This window comes from Bacillus cereus group sp. N24, assembly GCF_016483345.1.
Lineage (GTDB): Bacteria > Bacillota > Bacilli > Bacillales > Bacillaceae_G > Bacillus_A > Bacillus_A toyonensis.
In genome coordinates this window covers 1-20,697 of the sequence record NZ_JAEHCA010000025.1, presented here as the reverse complement: position 1 = coordinate 20,697, position 20,697 = coordinate 1, and the positions used below count along the sequence as shown (strand labels likewise).

Genomic DNA, 20,697 nt, shown 5'->3' with positions numbered 1-20,697 from the left:
CTCATGTCCTTATCCCAAAATAAAATTCGTTTCACTTTCCCGATTAAAATATCCATATATCACAACAGAAAACACTACTTACTCCCAACAGATAAAATTATATTGATATAATTTTTAGTTAAATATGCAATAATGCATAGCGTATACACAAAAAGGATAGCTTCACTTTCGTGAAACTATCCTTAAAAAATCTTCTTACTTTTTCAAATGATATGGAACTGTCGTAATAACAACATTTCTCTTATAGAGTAAATACGCACGTATGAGTAAACTTGATTGATTATGAAGAATGTTATGCCAACCTTTTTTCGGAATAAACTGTGGTATAACGACCGTAACTCGATAATTTGATTCACTCGCTTTATATTGCACTGTATCAATGAACTTAGTTAGCGGCTGAATAATACTTCTATAATGAGAATGCAATGTAACAAGCCTTACTTCAGGTTGCCACTTCTTCCATTTCTCTTCAAATTTCTTTTCCTCTTCTCTGTCAAAAGCAACATATACAGCGATAACTTGATCTGCAGAAAGAGCCTTCGCATAGTTCAATGAATTTTCTACTACATGAGTCATACCAGCTACAGGAACGACAATTACATTCCCCTCAATCGGAATAAGAGGCTCACAAGTTTTTAAACTTAATTGATCACCCACTGCATCATAATGCTTCTTAATTCGGTGGAACAAGAAGATAATAGCAGGTAAGAAAATAAGGATTGACCAAACTTGTGCGAATTTAGTTAAAAAGAACATGCTCATAACGATAAAACTAATGACTGCTCCAATTAAATTAACCGTTAATCTTAAAGCCCATCCTTCAGGTTTTTCACGAAGCCATTTTAATACCATACCCGTTTGAGAAAGTGTAAATGGAATAAACACACCTACTGCATATAGCGGAATTAAATGTTCTGTTTGACCTTGGAAAGCTACAATTAAAATAATCGAAGCGATTCCAAGTATAATAATACCGTTTGAGTAACCAAGGCGGTCTCCTCTAATCGTAAACATTCTCGGTATGAATTTATCTTTTGCAAGGTTAACTGCTAATAATGGAAATGCAGAATACCCTGTGTTAGCAGCAAGAATTAATATTAAAGCTGTTGTGCCTTGTATGAAATAGTACATGAAATTACGTCCAAATGTTTGTTCAGCAATTTGAGAAACAACAGTTACTTCTTTACTCGGTGTAATTCCGTAATAATAAGCTAAAAATACAATTCCTGAAAATAACACAGCAAGTAATGCGCCCATCGCAAGCAAAGTTTTTGCTGCATTGTTTGGTGCAGGATCTTTAAAATTTGGAATTGCGTTTGAAATCGCTTCAACACCTGTTAAAGCCGAACTACCTGATGCAAATGCTCTTAACAGTAAGAACAAACTAATTCCCGCAACCGGCGTTCCAATCGGCGTGTGTAAGGTCGGTGAAACGTGACCAGTTAAAATATTGTATATCCCTACACCAATTAATATAAATAGTGCTAAAACGAATAAATAAACAGGATATGCTAAAACGGAAGCTGACTCTGTTACACCTCTTAAATTTAATATGGTTATAAATATAACAAATATAATCGCAATGATTACATTATGTGCATGTAAGCTAGGAAAAGCAGATGTTAACGCATCTGTACCTGCTGATACACTTACTGCAACAGTTAAAATATAATCCACTAATAAAGACCCTCCAGCTATTAAGCCTGGATTCATCCCTAAGTTTTCTTTTGATACAACATATGCGCCCCCGCCATGTGGGTAGGCAAAAATAATTTGACGATAAGATAAAATAAGAGCTGTCAATAATACTAATACCCCAACAGCGATCGGAATGGAATACCAATACGCAATCGCTCCAAGACCTGCTAAAGCGATTAAAATTTGCTCTGGTCCGTATGCAACTGATGACAATGCGTCAGAAGATAGAATGGCTAGCGCCTTCGTTTTATTAAGCTTTTGCTCTCCTAACTCAGTTGATTTTAACGGCCTTCCAATTAAAAATCTTTTAATAGATGAAACCACAGCTGTCCACTCTCCAATAATTTTGTACGAACGATTCTGCTTGTTACAGCCAGCAAACTATTTCTTCAGAAAACAAAAAATGTCTACAAGCCATAGCGAAATAGACTTGTAGACATTATTTTTTTTGTCGCACAAGCTCCACCTTCCTTCTCAATATAACGCTTACGAGGTTAGCTGTCGGATTCGGGCCTATGAGTAGCCCTACCTTTTTCAAGGATTCACCCCATCGGATTATGTACTAATCCGTAAGAACGGGTCCCCCGTACCATGCGGTTTCAGCGATTTAGAAAATTGAAACTGTGGATTATAATACTCCTTTATTTTCAAAATGTAAACAAAAATTTTTAAAAAGAAAAAATTTAAAATGATTACGCATAATCCGCCGATAAATATACATAATGAATACTAAAAAACCCTTAAAGGAGACCCGTATGTCTAAAAAGAAGAAACCGCTTTTTTCCGACTCATATTTAGATGCAGTAGCAAATGAAATTAATCAGTTATATGGTAAACGTGAACAGGAAATAAACTTGACAGAAAGAATTAAAAGAAACAAATAATTTGTCATACGCAAATAAAAAAGATAGCAATACACTTATATATTGCTATCTTTTTTATTATTTCATACATCTAATTCTATTACGGGTTTGTTAAATGTCATTTCTTCATACACCTTCAAATTTTGATATACCACTCCTAGTAATGGTGCTTCTAAAGAAAATTGTTCTGCTACATCTAGTAAGTATCCTTGCAAATGCTTCCCTTCAATAAACGAACCTTTTTCCATATCACGCTGCATGGAGGACTTCATATCATAAGAAATTTTATCAATTGTTTTTATATGTTCCTGGGCAATATTATCTTTAACTGGAGCTCCTAATACCCTCATAATTTGCACAGATTCCTCAAATAAATTTCGGATAAATTCACGTCCACCTTCACTTTCACGAATTGGTCCTATCGGTGCACGCATTAATGTTGTAACGCCTGACATGACAGTAATAAATAAATATTTATGCCACATATCTTGCGTAATATTTTCACTTAAAACAAAGCTAGCTTTCGTACCTATAAATGCTTTCGTAATACGCTTTATTCTCTCTGAATCTTGAGGCTTAATTTCTCCAAATACAAGTCTGTTGGCAGCACTAGTTTGTACAATTTCTCCTTGATCGTTTAACGTCGTCTCAATAAAGCATAAACCGCCCATTACTTTTTCCCCGCCGAATTCTTTTTGTAATAGCGATAAATGAGCGATACCATTTAACAATGGAATGATTACAGTATTTTCGCCAACAAACGGCTTCAAATCTTGAATTGCCTCATTTAAGTGATACGCCTTTGTTGAAAATAAAATCACATCAAATGGAGAAGTTCTATCTTCTTTCGTTATCAATTTCGGTTGAAAGGAAAAATCTCCATTCACACTACGAATAACAAGTCCTTTTTCCTCTAATTGTTGTTTTCTTTTGCTGCGAACGAGAAATGTAACATCTTCTTCCTTTTCTACTAATCGGCCACCAAAAAATCCACCGACGCCACCAGCTCCTAATACTAAAATGCGCATACAACATCCCCTTTTCCTCACACAATTATACTAGTTTTAGTATACATAACATTATACATGTCCCTTGTTAAATTAGCTGAATTTTCATTCTTAATCTATTGAAAAAACAAGGTTATTTTCAAGAAAAATTGGGCATGTTGTTTCTATAGCTTATACGGAAAGGAAACAATGTAAATGGAGGCAATACAAACAATCGAAGAAAAAGATGTAACAACAGCTATATTTCAATTTATATTCCCGTTTTCGTTTAAAACTGGATATGAACAAAATATGTTCCCTTTCTTACAAAAAAATAATTTCCGTCCTTTTCGACTTGATCATCTTGAAGATGAAAATACATATTACGGGCAGTTTCAAGTTTCACATCAAAATATGGAAGCATACTATCTTTCATTTACGAATAAAATTCTTTTTCCTCATTCAGAACATCAAAAGGGACTACAGCGCTATTCTAAAGACCTTAATTTAAATGGACATTTAACAACAAATCTTATTTCCGTTCCATTCAAGATACATTCTATTGATGTAACACTTTGTCCTTATGAGCTTGGCTTCTTAACAATTCGAACAGAAGTCAAAACCGCCCCAAACATGACATTATCAGAAGCCATCGAATTTGCTTCTCGCTTCCGTGTGCTTGAAACTAGAAATGATACAACCGAGACCATTTGTATTGAATGTGATGGGAAAAAATATTCACAAGTAGAAAAACTTATATTCGGCGATTTATATCATGGCTTAACAGACTTCTTTGAGAATAAGAGGTTGCGGAGTTCATACTTTCAAACATTCCCCTTCTTTGAAGACCAACGAATGTATGTACAAACCTTATTATCTATTAACAAAAAGTCAGACCTTCATGTAGTTGATGTATATCGAGCTTCCAGTCTTTCCGGATTAACAGACGATGGTAAGCCGTATATTAGTGCAAATAATGTTCCTTATATTCACGATTATTTAACAAAGCATTCTTATCAAAGATGGGCTCCTAACCGTTATTTTATTATGGAAGAACATATTTTCACATGTATAACAAATGAAGGTGAACAAGAAGTCACTAAACTTGCTAGTCAAATGTACGGAGAATTTTATTACGCTTTATTATTAAACCTATTTCATAAAGTTGTTTTATTAAAGATGGCGAATGCTTATGCTGAGCTAAATATTGAACAAGATACAAATGAAATAGAGAAATTAATTTATTCAATCAATTCGTTTACAGCCAATTATTTTTCTTTAGAATTAGTATCTCAATCACAAAGTGAAGATATTTTCTTCCGCTTAAGAAAACTTTTTAACATTGAAATTTTATACTCGAACGCGAAACAAAATCTTGATAGTTTGTTTAAATATCAAGAAAATGTCGCCGCTAAAAAAGATAGCCTTTTATTATTAATTTTAACGCTCTACTCTGTAGTAGGCCAAATGTTAGGTTTTACTATGATTGACCTTTTAAGAAATACAGATTCAAACAAAATATCATCTCCTCTTGAATTTTTTGCACTGTTAATAGCAATTAGCGGTATAGTCATTTCCTTTATTTTAGGTGTACAAAGTTTATACCAATGGGGTATACAGCATCGAAGAAGACAAGCGTGGGTAAAACAAACTGTACTTTCTGCTGTGAAAGAAAAAGAGGATAAAAATTAAAGACGATTCTTTTTAAATTACAAATACATGATGCGTTTCAGTAAATGAAATTTTTATCAGCGATTTTTTAAATATATCGACTTACCGACAAAAATCGACAAAAGACAGAACCTAACAATATAAAAAGGGTGCTCCAAAATAAAGTTTGGAGTACCCTTTTTTATTACACGAATTCAGCTTACTTACCTGCTTCGATTTTCTCTAATACAGCAGCTACTTGTTCTTCCGTTAATTCATGTTGTATTACGTAGCGGTTACGTGGGCTTACACGACATTCATGAGAACATGCACGTAAATGTTTTGCTTCGTTTTCTTCAGAACATAAAATTTTCTTGTTACATTCTGGATTTGAACAGTTTACATAGCGCTCACAAGGTTCACCTGTAAAGTGGTCTTTACCAACAATAACATGTTCTTTTTGGTTTACTGGTACAGCAATACGCTCATCAAATACGTAACATTGTCCATCCCATAGCTCGCCTTGTACTTCTGGATCTTTTCCGTACGTTACAATTCCACCGTGAAGCTGACTTACATCTTCATAGCCTTCACGAACTAACCAACCAGAAAACTTCTCACATCGAATTCCGCCTGTACAGTAAGTTAAAATCTTTTTACCCTCAAGTGTTTCTTTGTTTTCTCTAATCCAATCTGGTAATTCACGGAATGATTCAATATCTGGTTTAATTGCACCTTTAAAATGCCCTAAATCGAACTCATAATCATTTCGTGCATCAATAATAACTGTATCTTCTTGTTTCATCGCCTCATAAAAATCTTTTGGCTCTAAATATTTTCCAGTTATTTCTTTTGGATTAATATCGTCTTCTAGACGAAGTGTAACTAACTCTGGACGCGGACGTACGTGCATTTTCTTGAATGCATGGCCTTCTTCTTCATCTATTTTAAACACGATTCCATCAAAACGTGGATCATTGTTCATTGCTTCCATGTATTTCTCTGTTTGTTCTACAGTTCCAGAACAAGTTCCGTTAATACCTTCTTTTGCTACAAGGATTCTACCTTTTAATTCAAGTGAATTACAAAATTCTAAATGCTCTGCAGCGAATTCTTCAGGGTTTTCAATTGTTGTGTACATGTAATAAAGTAATACTCTATATGGTTTTGTAGTTGCCAATGTATTTCTACCACCTATCTAATTTTTAAAATCATGTATAAGTTAACGTTCATATCAAAACATATATAATAAGAAAATGTATCCAAAGTTTTATGCATCCCATTTTCTTCTCTTTATGCTATTTTCTATAAGTTAACAAAAATAAAAAACAAGATTACACACCAAAACACTATGGTTATGTTGCAATCCCAATATATTATATATCATACAAATCCATTTCCATCAATTAATATGCTGTATGATAGGCTTTTTGTTCACATAAATTTCAAAAATAGCCCTTTAATTTATTATCTTCTCCTTTATTCAACGCCCATAAACTTCCAAAATTTTTTTGTATTTCCACACCATTAATTGCACAAAGTCATATAATTTGCATTGAGGAAACTTTTATGTTCAAATAAAATCATCACATAACATATATAAATGTATTGAAATAATGAGTAAGAATAAATACAATAATTTCATCAAGTTAAGATTTCAAAGGGGAACACTACTATGAATAAAGATATATCAAAAGACGAACAAATCCCTTCTCAAAGTACAACTGTTCAATCAGCACATTTAGCGCTAAGCGGACAAACGAAAGGCTTAAAAAGACTATTACCATTCTTAGGGCCTGCTTTCATCGCTTCAGTCGCTTATATTGATCCTGGGAATTTCGCAACGAATATTGCTGCTGGTTCACAATATGGTTAGTTATTACTTTGGGTAATTCTCGCTTCTAATTTAATGGCTGTATTAATTCAAACTTTATCAGCTAAATTAGGAATTGCTACTGGGAGAAACCTTCCTGAGATAGCTCGTGAAAATTTCCCGAGACCTGTTTCCATCGGTTTATGGATTCAAGGTGAACTTGTTATTATGGCAACTGATTTAGCTGAATTTATTGGGGCAGCACTCGGATTGTACTTGTTATTCGGAATTCCAATGTTACCAGCAGCTTTAATTACAGCAGCTGGATCGTTTATTATTCTTGAATTTCAACGCAGAGGCTTTCGTCCATTAGAAGCAATCATAACAGGGATGATTTTTATCGTTGTTATCGCTTTTGGTGTCCAGGTCTTTTATGCAAAGCCGGAATTAAGCCCTCTTCTTTCAGGACTATTTATCCCAAAATTCCAAGGCGTGGATAGTATTCTTTTAGCAGCTGGTATTTTAGGTGCGACAGTTATGCCACACGCAATATATTTACATTCCGCCTTAACACAGCGCCGTGTAGTCGGAACAAATGATGAACAAAAGAAAAAGATTTTCCGTTTCGAATTCATTGATATCATTATTGCAATGGTTATCGCTGGAGCCATTAATGCGAGTATGTTAATTGTAGCAGCTGCTTTATTCTTTAAAAACGGCTTGCACGTTGAAGACCTTGACGTCGCTTTCAACCAATTCAGTAATTTAGTCGGTCCTGCATCCGCTGCTTTATTTGGAATCGGACTTTTATCAGCGGGATTATCTAGCTCGTCTGTCGGTACAATGTCTGGTGACATTATTATGCAAGGATTCATTCGCATGCATATTCCGTTATATTTACGCCGATTTATAACAATGATTCCACCTCTAGTTATAATTGCTTTAGGTGTAAACCCAACTTATGCTCTCGTTATGAGCCAAGTTGTCTTATCGTTTGGTATTGCCTTTGCATTAGTACCGCTTATTATGTTTACAAGTAGTAAAAAGATTATGGGGGCACTCGTTAACCACCGTATAACAACTTTCATCGCTTGGATAATTGCTGCACTCGTTATCGTTTTAAATATTTTCTTACTGTATCAAACATTTATAGGGTAATGAAAAAGGGTATTCCAATCAAAAATGGAATACCCTTTTTAGTAAAATAATTCTCTTCTAATTACCTTTTACGTATGTACCTCTTTCCGGCATCAGCGCACCTTTTTTAGTTCGAAAATAAAGTGGCAAGCCTTCCGTACAAAACATACTCACCTCGGATGGATTCTCTCTTTGATGATGGATGTGTAAATGCGGCTCACTTGAACTTCCAGAGTTACCAACTTGGGCAAGAACGAAGCCTTCGTTTACATGTTGTCCTTCTTTAACTTTAATTGACCCTTTCTTTAAGTGAGCGAGAATCAAAAATGTCCCTGTTTCATCTAACCGTAAATAAATATGATTCCCGGCCATTGACTGAAAATCATCTGATCCTGGAACTAAATCTTTTTCATCATTATTAACTGATACAACTGTTCCAGAAGCTGGCGCCATTACTGTCACTCCGTATATTCCATAATCCTCTAACTTACTACTTTTCACTTCAGCAGGTGGAATGAGAATATCATATGCCCATCTTTCATTTGGTTTTATCACATGATAATTCTTCTCTAGGCGATCACCACCCGACAGGCCAAGCTCCAATGATAGAGAACAGAACTATTAAAAGTAGCGTTCTATCTATTCGCTTTCTAAAGATGCCTTTCCAAGCAAACATTACTACTGAGCCTATCAAAACAAAAATCGAAACTACGCTAAATGCTTGTATCCCCCACCAAACAACGACTGATATAATACCATGAGCTAAATAAACTACACTCCAACTTATAATTAAAAAAGAAACTATAATTGCTAACAAACTTTTCTTCCACATGCTGTATCCCTACTCTCATATCTTTGTTCTCAATGATACGAAGTAAAAATTACGGCATATGAAAGAAATACTTACGACTTTCTTACTTTTTTATACTGTGGTAATTTCACAGTGAAAATTGTTTCTTTATCGTTACTACATACAGTTATATCTCCTTTATGGAGCTGAGCTATACTTCTCGAAATTGCAAGTCCCATTCCCTTCCCACCCGTATGAGAGCTACGTGATTTTTCACCACGATAAAACTTCTCAAAAACGTAAGGAAGGCTCTTTGTCGAAATACATTGTCCAAAATTTTTAATTTCTACTTCAACATTCCTTTCTCTTTGGGAAATTTGAATTGAAATTTCTTTTCCCTCTTTCCCGTACATAATGCTATTACTAATTATATTTTCAAATAGTCTCACTATAAGTGCTACATCAACTTTTACATATAGCTCTTCATTACTTTTAATATAAAAACTCATATTGGTATCATCTAACTGTGGTAAAAAATCAATCATGACCTGTTCAATTAATGCTTTCATATCTACTACATTTTTATGTAATTCAATCTCTCTATAGTTTATTTGACAGTATTCTAATAAATCATCAACTTGATTTTTTAATTCATAACTTTTTCGCTTTAATATGCTTACATATTGTTCACATTCTTCTCCATGTGAATGAAGCTTATTTCCTAGTAAGTCCGCATAACCAATTAGAGATGTTACAGGCGTTCGTAAGTCATGTGAAATATTACTAATCATTTCATTTTTCATTTCCTGTGATTTTTTTTCATTTTCAATAGACTCTTTTAAACTTTTGGCCAGTCTATTGACATTCGTCGCTAACTCACCAATCTCATCGCTTTTCGAAATAGGTATATGTATTTCCAAATTACCATTGCTTATTTCTTTCACGTTCTTATTGATCTCATTCAATCTTTTTATAGTTGTCTTTGTCAGTAATGCAAAATATATAGTGGTTAACAGCAGAAAAAACATAAAATAAAAAAAAGAATATTTTTCTTCTAGCGCGACAACGTCACTATATATACTTCCAAATAAAATTTGAACTAATATGATACTTACCGTAGCTAACAGAATGCTACATATAAATGCAAAAAAGAATTTAGCTCTAATTCCTTGTAATGATTTAATCTCCAATTTTATACCCGACTCCCCAAACATTTTGTATAAACCTCGGTTCTTTTGGATTCTCTTCAATTTTATTTCTTAATCTCGCAATATGAACCATTACCGTATTATTACTTTCATAGGCCCTTTCATTCCAAACACTTTCATATATTTCTTCAATCGTAAACACACGGTTCTTTGCAGCTGCCATTAAGTGCAAAATATCATATTCAGTTTTTGTAACATTAATTGTTTGTCCATATATCTTTACTACTCTAGAAATTTCATCTATTTCTAAACCTTTAATGTTTATTTTCTTTTCCATTACTTGGACAGCAATTTGATTAAAATATGTATACCTTCTTAATTGAGCTTTCACTCTTGCTATAAATTCAATTGTACTAAACGGCTTCACAATATAATCATCTGCCCCAGTACTAAATCCAATTACTTTATCTACATCCGATGATTTTGCGCTTAAAAACATAATTGGTAAACTATATTTCTCTCTAATCCTTCTATACAGTTCTATACCATCCATTTGAGGCATCATAATATCAAGAATAGCAAGTTGAATACTGTTATTATTTATTATCTCTAATGCCTCTTCTCCGTTATGAGCACTAAAAACAGTAAAACCTTCTTGCGTTAAATTCACATTAATAAATTGAACAATATCTAGATCATCATCTACAATTAATATTGAGTTTTTCTCCATTTCTAAACCTCTTTTTTGAAATATATTCCACATCCAATTTTAACATAAATCAAACCTACCCTTTCATCTTGAATAATCTTTATTTTCAGTTTAAATTATATAATAACAAATGCATTCTAGTTTCATAAGAAATGGAGTGAAAATATGTTTCCTATATTAAAAACTGACCGACTCATTTTGCGAGAACTTACGGAAGAAGATGCACCGGGTATACTACAATGCTTTTCTAATACTGATGTACTGCGCTATTATGGCCAAAAACCATTACAGAATGTAGATCAAGTAAAGCAAATTATTAATAATTTCAAGTTGAGTTACAATGCAAGAAACGGTATAAAATGGGGAATCGAATTAAAAGATAAAAAAGAACTCATTGGAACAATTGGTTTTCACGATTGGTCTTCTGAGCATAAACGAGCAAATATAAGTTATGCCTTTCTCCCTGAACACTGGGGAAATGGCTATGCAACGGAAGCAGTTTCTGAGGTTATATCATACGGTTTCCACACGCTTCATTTAAAACGTATTGGTGCCATTGTCTTTCTTGAAAATGAAGCTTCAAATAAGGTGCTATTAAAATTAGGTTTTGAAAAAGAAGGTGTTCTAAAAAATTATATGTATCAAGATGATATTCCATATGATACGAATTTTTATGCTTTATTAAAATCGGTTTAATAGAATTTATGTGTGAAGAATTCGTATCCGTACAACGGATCCAAATAGTAGATTTTTATGAGGGATGAAAGAAAACGATCGGTTTTCATTTCTTAGATTATCGTACGATTGATGCGAAGTACAATACATTATAAAATCTAAAAAAATGGGAAATGAGCAAACTTTTACTCATTTCCCGTTTTTACGTTCTTTTTCTGTTTTCTCAATGCTTTTGGAATGTATACACAGAAAGGTTCGCTTTCCATGTAATCCCCCGTCATCGCATATGCTCTAGAACGAGATCCCCCACAAACATATCGAAACTCACAAACACCGCACTTTCCTTTATACTTGTCCGGATTACGAAGGTTTTGAAAAACAGGGGAGTTTCGATAGATTTCAGCTAGTGCTGTCGTTCTAATATTCCCGGTTTTAATAGGCAATAATCCACTTGGATATACATCTCCAATATGAGAAATAAATACAAAACCGTTTCCGTCATTCACCCCTTTTGGAGCACGACCAAGCCCATCAATTCGCCCTGTCGTCCCATTCATCAATACATCCTGATATTGAATGATCTGATTTGTCTTGTTATTTTCTTTCATTTTTTCTTGAAGCACAACCCGTCTATAGTGCTGACCAGCTGTTGTTTTAATATCAAAAGAAACCTTTTTACTAAGTTTATATAGCCAATGGAATACCCTTTCATGTTGGGCTGGTGAAATCATATCTTTTTCCTTACCTCGTCCTGTTGGAACTAAGAAAAATATACTCCAAAGTACACATTTTAATTCTTCTATTAACATTGCCATTTCTTTAAGTACATCCACATTATAATTAGAAACAACAGTATTAATTTGAATAGGAATTTTTAATTCATGCAAATAACGAATCGCATTCATTGTTAATTGAAATGATCCTTCTGTCCCTCTAAAATGATCGTGTATTTCAGCTGTTGGTCCATCTAAACTAAATGCCCATCTAGCAAGTCCCACTTCTTTTGCTTTTTGAATCGTTTCTTTCGTCACGTTTGGAGTGGCACTTGGCGTCATAGAAACTCGAACACCTTTTTTCACTGCATATTCCGCAATATCATATACATCTGGACGCATTAATGGATCTCCACCAGTAAATACAAGCATTGGATTTTCCATTTCATATATATCATCAATTAGTTTTTTTCCTTCTTCGAATGTTAACTCTAGAGGATGACGATGATACTGTGCTTCTGCACGACAATGCAGACATTTTAATTGACATGCCCTTGTTAACTCCCATATCACAATAAACGGATTTTCATTAAAATCACGATTAATCAAGATTAACCCTCCCATCAATTGATATTCTAATTGTAAAGTTATATATGTATTTATGGTGTGAGATGTATCACAAATAAAAATCTTCAGTCATAATAATGCCCCTATACTGCTATTAATCTAATGTTTCTACCTTCCTCTTCAACAATCACAAAAGCTCTTTGTTAAAAATATAAACACCCCTTTAGACTAAATGATCTAAAAGGGCAAAGCTTCACAACTTTTTATAAACATCGCGGCTTTCTTCAACAGATTTTTTTTAGTTAGAAGACTTAAATTGTAAAAGATCATAAAAAATAAAGGACGATACATATTATGCATGAATAATATGTATCGTCCTTTTAATTGTTGTTCAACAATCGCTCCCGTTTGTTGAAGATCTTAATTAGTACATGATAATCTACAATTCAAATAGGCACTTCGATTAAAGTCCCTTTATGTCCGGTTGTTTAGACATTTCCTAGATAGCTTCGCGTCATGTTTTGAAGAACAATTTTTCCATTCTTACTATGTTTTTCGAATAACTCTGACAGGAGAAAAACAAATTTTTTATATTCTTCGTCATCCTTTTTCGGAGCATAGGACGCTGATAAATTCCTTCCCAAAAAACCTTCATAATCAAAAAGTAAATCATTTTGATACTCTTTAAACTCATACTTTCCATCCTTAAAAAAGGTGTTAAATACTTCGGGAGTTTCCTCTATTCCACCGCTAAATCCTTTGAAATTCGGGCAGGTTTTCTGGCAAATTTCTGCATTCTCTTTCATAATCGAACTAGTTAAATCTCTACTATTCCAAACGAGAGCAACATTTGCCTTTTGTTTCAAGATTCGTTGGCATTCCATTTTGAAAGCTACTTTATCAAACCAATGAAATGCTTGAGCAACAGTTACTAAATCCACACTATGCTCTTTTAAAGTGGTATTTTCAGCAGTTGCTTTTATTGATTGAAAACGAGCATATAGTTTTAACGATTGCTCAGCCATCTTTCTCATGTCATCATTTGGCTCAACTCCAATAACCTTTAAACCTCTTTCAAGCAACTGGTGGCTAAATATCCCCGTACCTGAACCAATATCAGCCACAATTCGGTCCTTTTTCAGTTGCTTAGCCGAAAACAAATAATCAATATATGCATTAGGGTAATCGGGGCGATATTTCGCATATATATCGGCCTTGTCGTTAAAATTTTCTGTTGTTCTCAAAGTACTACCTTCTTCCCCACGATATTATGTACAGAAATAGGAATTAAATAATTAATTCCAGCTTCAATCTCTAAGTCTACAACTTAAGAATACAGCCAAATGGATCTACCTTAGTTCCAATATGAATCCCCGTTAATATACCCTAATTTTTTAATAACTGACCAGTTTCTCAGTATTAAAATTAAGAAATTGAGCTTTTTTCGTTACTCTAAAAACACGCCCTTTAGCTGAAGATTATTGAATTTAGGATCTTCTTTACAACGCCAAACTCAAAGTAACTGTTCTTACATTAGTAACAATCCCACTTACGTTAGTCAGCTTGCCTCTTTAGAGGTGGAAATATCAATTTATATTCCACCATAATACAAATTCAAAACAATTTAATTAAAAATGAAAAACTATTTTTCTTTTTTCCATACTATTTGAAATTCCCCACGATGTTCTTCCGTTTTAATTTTAACCTTATATGTATCATCCTTAGGTACTTTAATATTTTTTTCGCCTTTTCCACTATTAAACTCTAATATTGTACTATCATTTAAATCCACAACATAAGCAGTTATAGTTCCTTGTTTAGTTTTATCTTCAAAAGAAAATATCCAATTCTCACCTTTTTTAACTTTCATATCTTGAGTTGCAGAGCCAGTAAATTTTTTATATTCACCAGATATACTATCTGAAGCACCATTGACTTTACCACCAACAATAGTCCCCTCTCTTGTAAAACAACCACCTAGAACTACTAAACATAAAACAAATAAAAATGTATTTTTAAAAGTTTTCAACAGCATTACCTCTTTTCTAAAACCATAAAGAACGTACTATCCGGTAGCGCAACCGCATTACCAGGCTCATCTGTAAACTCGATTTTCTCGCTAAGATGGTTTGTATATCCATCCTGCAAATAGTTCATAGCTTGAACAATGTTTACTTTATCTCCAAAGATATTCTTTACGAAATTCTTATAGTCGTTTGGCGTAAAGATTCCAAACTGCTCCTGCACTTCATGAACGAAGGAGTCCTCGCCCCAAGTATATGTATATAAGAACTCCATTGCATCGTTAACAGGCATTTTGACTGTATTGTCTGCAAGTACCTCATACTGGATTATACGCCCCTTAAATTCATGAACATACTGCTCTAAGAACTTCATTCCGTCCGCATCTTTAAAACGAATCACCCGCATTAACCTTTTATCTTCGGTCATGATGCCGTCACGAATGATAATACGACCTCCTGGCTTTAACACCTCATAGGCACTCTGCAGCCCTTTTTTAATTACTTCATGATTGAATTTCTTACCTTCATACTCGATATAAGAGAACAGCTCATGAAGGATAGAAGAATATACAATCGTATCAACCGATTCTTTTTCAAACGAGCTGCTTAAGTTGATTGCATCCCCTTTAATGACGTCCCAAGAACGCCCCTCGTTCTGCTTCTTCTTTTTCAACGTATCAATCACGTTTTCGGAAATATCGATACCGTAGATTCGTTTATCCTCGGTCTCTTCTTCGATCATGTCTAGCATGACACCACCACCAGCTCCGACATCTACAATCGTATCTCCCTTTATATAATCAAGAATAATTCGTTTATCATCAGCTGAGCTATTCATATGCTCCAGATACACTTCTTCGTTATGGAATCTATCATATGCATCCTTACGTAACCCGAAGAAATCAAACAGCAGCACATTTGCCCGAGCATGCATCATATCTATCTTTTCTGCCTCTACACAGAAGGTAATTAACGCCTCACCTACAGCAGAAAACTGAAACGACACATACGCAGTCTTCATATCTTCATCAACTTTAACCTTAAAAGAAACATGCGTTGTATTCGGCTTCTCGTTCTCACGGTACTCTCGTAGATACTTCTCAATAACCCGCTTACGATACACGTTGTCCTTTTTCTCGCCTTTGAAATCATAGTGCAACTGCTGCATCAATTTCTCGAAATGTATATGCTGAACCTTTCTAGTGCCTATCTCGTTCTTTAACATAACAAAAACTGTCCAGATATCCTCGAAGCTAAGAGCATGCATAGACGGTTCTACATACCACAAATCCTTATCAGACAAGAATGTTTGAACGTCACTCTTCTCGCTCCCCATAATTATATCTTTTTCAAATGCCGACTCCTTATGTTTTGGCGTGAGCCTATGTATGCGAGAAGTAAATGGTTCCACATAGCCATCAAATAGCCCATCAATTGTAATCTTCACATCGTTCTTTACTTCACTCCACAAGGATTTTGATACGCCCTCAATAATACATTGGTTAAGATAGTATAGAATCTCCTTTAACCTAACGTCTCCGTATTCTTCTTTGTATGTGTTAATTAAATCAACATGAGAGTCCAAACGAGCCTCCCCGCGGATATACTGCCCGATTAATCCATGTGTTCTAATTAAATCTCGAACAAACAAATACTCAGTAGAGTTTAAGTCTGTCTCTATACGTTCGATAAACTGAATATCACTAAAGATATCAGCAGAACCCTCATTATGTACCAATAAATTAATCCCGCTTTTCTTCCATTGCTCCCGCTGTTTTATAGATCCTACCTTTGCAAGCTCACTATACGTTAGTACCTTTTCAATAATGCGATACGCTTCTTCATCTAAAGACAATCCATCTAACACCCGCAACGTACGGTGTACATAGTACAACACCGCATCTGTTTTTAATGCACCAAGTACCTGTACATTCTCATAGTTTTGATGTATCTCCTCTGCCTCGATTAGATGCTTTAACCACGTAGGGAGAGCATCAGAAAACCCTTCAATGTATTTATTTAGAACTTCAATATTTTTCAACTTATTTCCCTCCATATATAATCAATATCTGTAGTAAGGTCTGGGACACCTTCTCCAAAAAGAGCATCACCTTATGTCCCTCTCCCTAAATGCTACTACTTGTTTTTTATCATCTACATCTCTCTTCCGAATACAAATGCATCAAACCCAGTCTTTTTATCATGTAAAAGAGAGTTATCAATTTCGTTACTAACATGCCAAGGTTGTAACATATTCTTTTGTTCATCTCTTATTTTAACTTCATTAGGAATTTCGGTGGAATAAACATCAGGACTCAGCGGATCACTTCTTAAATTGATAAACATCTGTTGTGACAGAATCAACTGAAAATGGGAACGGCAAGCGGGTGCACTCCACTTGCCGTTTTTTCATAGCTTAGTATGTATTTGAATTTCTTTTGCTTTCTCTTTTTCACCCTTCACGCGTACGATTAAATCATATGATCCTGATTTTGGAGCTTCAAAAGAAAGCAAACCTTCTTTTTGAGAAGTGATTTCTTCTTCATAAATAACCTTATCATCTTTTGTAACTTGCAATAAAATCGGCCCTTCTTCAACGGCTGCTTCATAAGGGATTTCCACATTTCCTTTTTCAGCTTTAAGCGTTTGCACATCGTAATACCCTTGCAGGGAACCAATTTTTAAAGTCGTTTCGCCATTTTTTTGAACCTTTGTAACTTGTGTTGCTGTATTGCACGCGCTTAACAATACAACAAGAGTGAGAATCATAAATAAACGTATTAATTTCATAGAAATTCCCCTTTTTTTATGTATATGAATTAAGATTCATTCTTAAACTATTTCAAAAAACACCAACATCTTAAATAAATCACTGCTTTTCTTCAATTTCTTTTTGAAATAATTTTTGAAACTCTAATCATTAAAAATCCTACTTTTTCTTACTTTAATTGTTTCTAAAATATAGATAAGAACCCCTAAACCAAATATCTTTTCAGCATTAGAAATATTATTACATAATTTAATAATAGGTACATTTAATCCGAATCTTTCGCTCCATTCCAAAGGCATATATCCTCTTTTACAGTTTATTAATATCCGGTTATCCATTGTACGAAAAGAAGTTTCGAAAAAATCAAATTCAACTTCTACTTCAGAAATTTTTATCTTTTTTTCATTTGTTAAAGAACCACGTACCATTCCAAATCCTTGTATCATATTTTCTTTAAACATCCCTACACAATTATAATTTGAATCATAAATAGCCCAATCATAATTTTCAACTTCACTATGAAAATATGCAAGAATTTCTCCATCACTTGCTTCCAATCCAAAAACTTGTTTATTTTTTAAAAAAGGTAAGGTTGAAGAAACCATCTTTGTTCCTGCTACATATATCCCATCAGGAGTATATAAGCCCAAATGTTTATTATTTTCAGGTAATTCTAACAAAACATAAGTATCGATATCCCAAAACTTCAAATCATTTTCAACTATATTTTCTTTTAATAACTCCCCTTTTCTTAGTTGCCAAAATCCAATACCAAAAACAACAAATGAAACTATAATAATAAAAATTACTGGTCCCCAATTAATATTACCCCGAGTATTATATATACCAATTAACCCATAAAGAAAGAGCCCAATTCCAATCAAACACTTAAACTTCCCCTTTTTTTATAAAACTCAAATAATTCCACACAAACACCTCTATCAATTCATCTTAATACCACAAATTACCTTTTAAGTATACCAAGGACAAAATATATAATCTAATATTTCTTTTATATAATTAAAAACAAACATAGTTACAGCAAGAAAATGCTTGTATGCTGATCTGTACGGCATTCCCTTATTCCATGTATGCTATATTTCTATTCTTCCTTTTCCAATATTACCCTCTACAAAAAATAGAAACTACATTCAATTTTTAAACAAACCGAAAAAACTTTCCGTTTTTTTTTCTGATTTTTTGCAACTTCTTATGAATGCGTAACAACAACTACTCATTTATCTTCTTCATATGCTTGAAACAATAAAAAAGGGTTTCCCAACACTCTGTAAAAAAACCTTACTTTTAAAAGTAAGGTTTTTTTATTTACTTCTTATCAACATAAGCATTCTTATAAGTATAAACGCCACCAAATTGATGTTTTGCAATTCCTTTTACATAATCCTTTTGTACATAAGCTGAACCAAGATGATAAAGCGGTGCCACGGCAGCGTCTTCTAATAAGACCTGCTCAGCCTCTCGCAACGCTTCCCATCGTTTCTCCGGATCAAGTACAAAATCATTTTTCGCTTTCTTTATTAAATCATCGTAATGAGAATTCGAGTAACTCATTTTATTATTCGGATTCCCCGTCGTAAATAACTCTAAATAATTAATTGGGTCTTTATAGTCAGGTCCCCAATTTGCCATCGTTATATCGTAATCACCTGTTTGTTCTAACTGTAACTTTTGCTTAAATGGCTGCTGTTTAATTTGTAACGTTAATCCATTCAAATTCTTTTCTAAATCACCTTTTATATATTCTGCCATACGTTTTGCATTATCTTGTTCAAACGTTAAAAACCCGAGGTTTACTTGCTCTACTCCAAGCTCTTTTTTCGCTTCTTCCCAAATCTTTTGCGCATTTTGCAAATCATATGAAGAAATATTTCCGTTTTCTTTTCTAAAATCTTTGCCAGTCTCTTCATTCATATGACCAACTGGTACAAGTCCATTTGCAGGTTTTGCCCCGTTATTAATAAAGTGAGCAACAAAATCATCTTTATTTAATGCTAATGAGATAGATTGACGTACTTTTTTATTGGCTAACGCATTATTTTTCTCATTAAAACGTAGCATAGCGATTCCAGGATCACTTGACATATGTAATTCCTTATTCCCTTTATACTTGTCTACAACTTGAGAATTAATAGGTACTCGATCCAAATCGCCGGCCTCATATAAATTTACAGCCGTCATTGTATCCTTTACAATATGAAAATTTATTTCGTCTAATTTCACTTTCTTTTGATCCCAATATGTAGCATTCTTCTTTAATTGGAACTCTTGTTCATGTTTCCATTTTTCTAATACAAATGGGCCGTTATATATGAGATTACTAGGTTCCAATCCGTATTTATTTCCTTGTTCTTTCAAAAATGATTCATGCTGTGGTAAGTATATAGGCAGTGCTAACAACTGTAAAAAATACGGAATTGGCTGTTCAAGTTCAACCTCTAACTTATAATCATTTATAACTTTAACCCCAAGTTCATCAAGTGACATTGTTCCCTTATTTATTTCTTTCGCATTTTTCACATGAAAGAACATGTCCGCATATTGAGATGCCGTTTGCGGGTTAACTGCACGTTTCCATGCAAATATAAAGTCATTTGCTGTTACATTGTCTCCATTTGACCATTTTGCATCTTTACGCAAATCAAATGTATATTTTTTACCATCTTCACTTCTTTTAAACGATTTTGCTACTGCTGGAATAGGATGATCTTGATCATCTAGCACATACAACCCTTCAAATATGTTTTGCATAACGTGTGATGATGTCCCATCCATCGTTTTTGCAGTATCAAGTGAAGGAATTTCTTCTGATACTGTTACATTTAACACTTGTTTTTTAGCCTCTGCATCACTTTTATTCGCTTTATTATTACAAGCTGTTAAAAATAAAGATGTAATAATTGCCATTACCATTAAATGGCTCTTTTTTCGCTTCATGAATTGTTCTCCTTAAAAATAAAATATTATAAACGTTATATATTATAACAGAAATATTAACAGAAAGATGCGACATTATATTGAATATTTATTCGCTCAAGAAAAAAGCTGTCCTTTTTAAATGGTCTGGCCCCATTTAGTGAGACAAAGAAAAAACACCTAGATAACATGTTTCCTATAAGCTATAGGTGACATATTA

Annotated in this window: 14 protein-coding genes, 3 pseudogenes and 1 riboswitch; of the genes and pseudogenes, 4 read left to right on the top strand and 13 right to left on the bottom strand. The window is 33.7% G+C overall.

Annotation, left to right across the window (positions count from 1 at the left end; translation table 11 throughout):
* Nucleotides 1-195: 195 nt before the first annotated feature.
* Nucleotides 196-2,022 (bottom strand): APC family permease, encoded by a 1,827-nt coding sequence (locus JDS95_RS24785; RefSeq protein WP_000254866.1) that lies wholly within the window; start codon nt 2,020-2,022, stop codon nt 196-198.
* Between the two features lie 144 nt (nt 2,023-2,166).
* Nucleotides 2,167-2,313, bottom strand: a riboswitch (cyclic di-AMP (ydaO/yuaA leader).
* Nucleotides 2,314-2,453: 140 nt separating this feature from the next.
* On the opposite strand from JDS95_RS24785, the gene JDS95_RS31605 reads away from it, so the two are divergent.
* The gene (locus JDS95_RS31605) at nt 2,454-2,582 is read left to right on the top strand and encodes a hypothetical protein (RefSeq protein WP_000038255.1); all 129 of its coding nucleotides are present in this window, start codon (nt 2,454-2,456) and stop codon (nt 2,580-2,582) included.
* A gap of 62 nt (nt 2,583-2,644) precedes the next feature.
* Here JDS95_RS31605 and panE read toward each other — a convergent pair whose 3' ends face one another.
* Nucleotides 2,645-3,589 (bottom strand): 2-dehydropantoate 2-reductase, encoded by a 945-nt coding sequence (panE, locus tag JDS95_RS24780; protein ID WP_199690849.1) that lies wholly within the window; start codon nt 3,587-3,589, stop codon nt 2,645-2,647.
* 174 nt (nt 3,590-3,763) lie between these two features.
* Here panE and JDS95_RS24775 point away from each other — a divergent pair, with 174 nt between their 5' ends.
* A complete protein-coding gene (locus tag JDS95_RS24775; RefSeq protein WP_000387455.1) occupies nt 3,764-5,239 on the top strand; it encodes a hypothetical protein in 1,476 nt (491 codons plus the stop codon).
* 178 nt (nt 5,240-5,417) lie between these two features.
* On the opposite strand, the gene trhO is transcribed toward JDS95_RS24775, so the two are convergent.
* On the bottom strand, nt 5,418-6,377 hold the full coding sequence (gene trhO, locus JDS95_RS24770) for an oxygen-dependent tRNA uridine(34) hydroxylase TrhO (protein ID WP_000246238.1): 960 nt from the start codon (nt 6,375-6,377) through the stop codon (nt 5,418-5,420).
* A gap of 495 nt (nt 6,378-6,872) precedes the next feature.
* Here trhO and JDS95_RS24765 point away from each other — a divergent pair.
* Nucleotides 6,873-8,168: pseudogene (locus JDS95_RS24765) on the top strand (Nramp family divalent metal transporter).
* Nucleotides 8,169-8,225: 57 nt separating this feature from the next.
* On the opposite strand, the pseudogene JDS95_RS24760 reads toward JDS95_RS24765, so the two are convergent.
* The 3 genes and pseudogenes from JDS95_RS24760 to JDS95_RS24750 form a co-directional block, all read right to left on the bottom strand.
* Nucleotides 8,226-8,979 (bottom strand): annotated as a pseudogene (locus JDS95_RS24760) (M23 family metallopeptidase).
* 71 nt (nt 8,980-9,050) lie between these two features.
* Nucleotides 9,051-10,151: a sensor histidine kinase gene (locus JDS95_RS24755; RefSeq protein ID WP_144467514.1), complete on the bottom strand. Its 1,101-nt coding sequence runs from the start codon at nt 10,149-10,151 to the stop codon at nt 9,051-9,053.
* Complete coding sequence (locus tag JDS95_RS24750; protein WP_199690848.1) at nt 10,117-10,815, bottom strand: response regulator transcription factor; 699 nt, start codon at nt 10,813-10,815, stop codon at nt 10,117-10,119. Before JDS95_RS24750 ends, JDS95_RS24755 begins: the two co-directional genes overlap by 35 nt.
* Before the next feature lie 144 nt (nt 10,816-10,959).
* Here JDS95_RS24750 and JDS95_RS24745 point away from each other — a divergent pair, with 144 nt between their 5' ends.
* A complete protein-coding gene (locus JDS95_RS24745) occupies nt 10,960-11,490 on the top strand; it encodes a GNAT family N-acetyltransferase (RefSeq protein WP_000483971.1) in 531 nt (176 codons plus the stop codon).
* A gap of 164 nt (nt 11,491-11,654) precedes the next feature.
* Here JDS95_RS24745 and JDS95_RS24740 read toward each other — a convergent pair whose 3' ends face one another.
* From JDS95_RS24740 to JDS95_RS24710, 7 genes and pseudogenes are all read right to left on the bottom strand, one after another.
* Nucleotides 11,655-12,806 (bottom strand): TIGR04053 family radical SAM/SPASM domain-containing protein, encoded by a 1,152-nt coding sequence (locus JDS95_RS24740; protein ID WP_144467515.1) that lies wholly within the window; start codon nt 12,804-12,806, stop codon nt 11,655-11,657.
* Between the two features lie 431 nt (nt 12,807-13,237).
* Nucleotides 13,238-13,993, bottom strand: a complete 756-nt coding sequence (locus tag JDS95_RS24735; protein ID WP_001260786.1) for a class I SAM-dependent methyltransferase — start codon at nt 13,991-13,993, stop codon at nt 13,238-13,240.
* 398 nt (nt 13,994-14,391) lie between these two features.
* The gene (locus tag JDS95_RS24730; protein WP_199690847.1) at nt 14,392-14,784 is read right to left on the bottom strand and encodes a hypothetical protein; all 393 of its coding nucleotides are present in this window, start codon (nt 14,782-14,784) and stop codon (nt 14,392-14,394) included.
* Nucleotides 14,784-16,814: a class I SAM-dependent methyltransferase gene (locus JDS95_RS24725; protein WP_000789117.1), complete on the bottom strand. Its 2,031-nt coding sequence runs from the start codon at nt 16,812-16,814 to the stop codon at nt 14,784-14,786. The genes JDS95_RS24730 and JDS95_RS24725 overlap by 1 nt, the downstream gene beginning before the upstream one ends.
* Nucleotides 16,815-17,182: 368 nt before the next feature.
* Complete coding sequence (locus JDS95_RS24720) at nt 17,183-17,563, bottom strand: BA_1872 family lipoprotein (RefSeq protein WP_000767355.1); 381 nt, start codon at nt 17,561-17,563, stop codon at nt 17,183-17,185.
* A gap of 123 nt (nt 17,564-17,686) precedes the next feature.
* Nucleotides 17,687-18,471: pseudogene (locus tag JDS95_RS24715) on the bottom strand (ABC transporter ATP-binding protein).
* Between the two features lie 398 nt (nt 18,472-18,869).
* Nucleotides 18,870-20,498, bottom strand: coding sequence for a peptide ABC transporter substrate-binding protein (locus tag JDS95_RS24710; protein ID WP_000823487.1), 1,629 nt, complete (start codon nt 20,496-20,498; stop codon nt 18,870-18,872).
* Nucleotides 20,499-20,697: the final 199 nt, after the last annotated feature.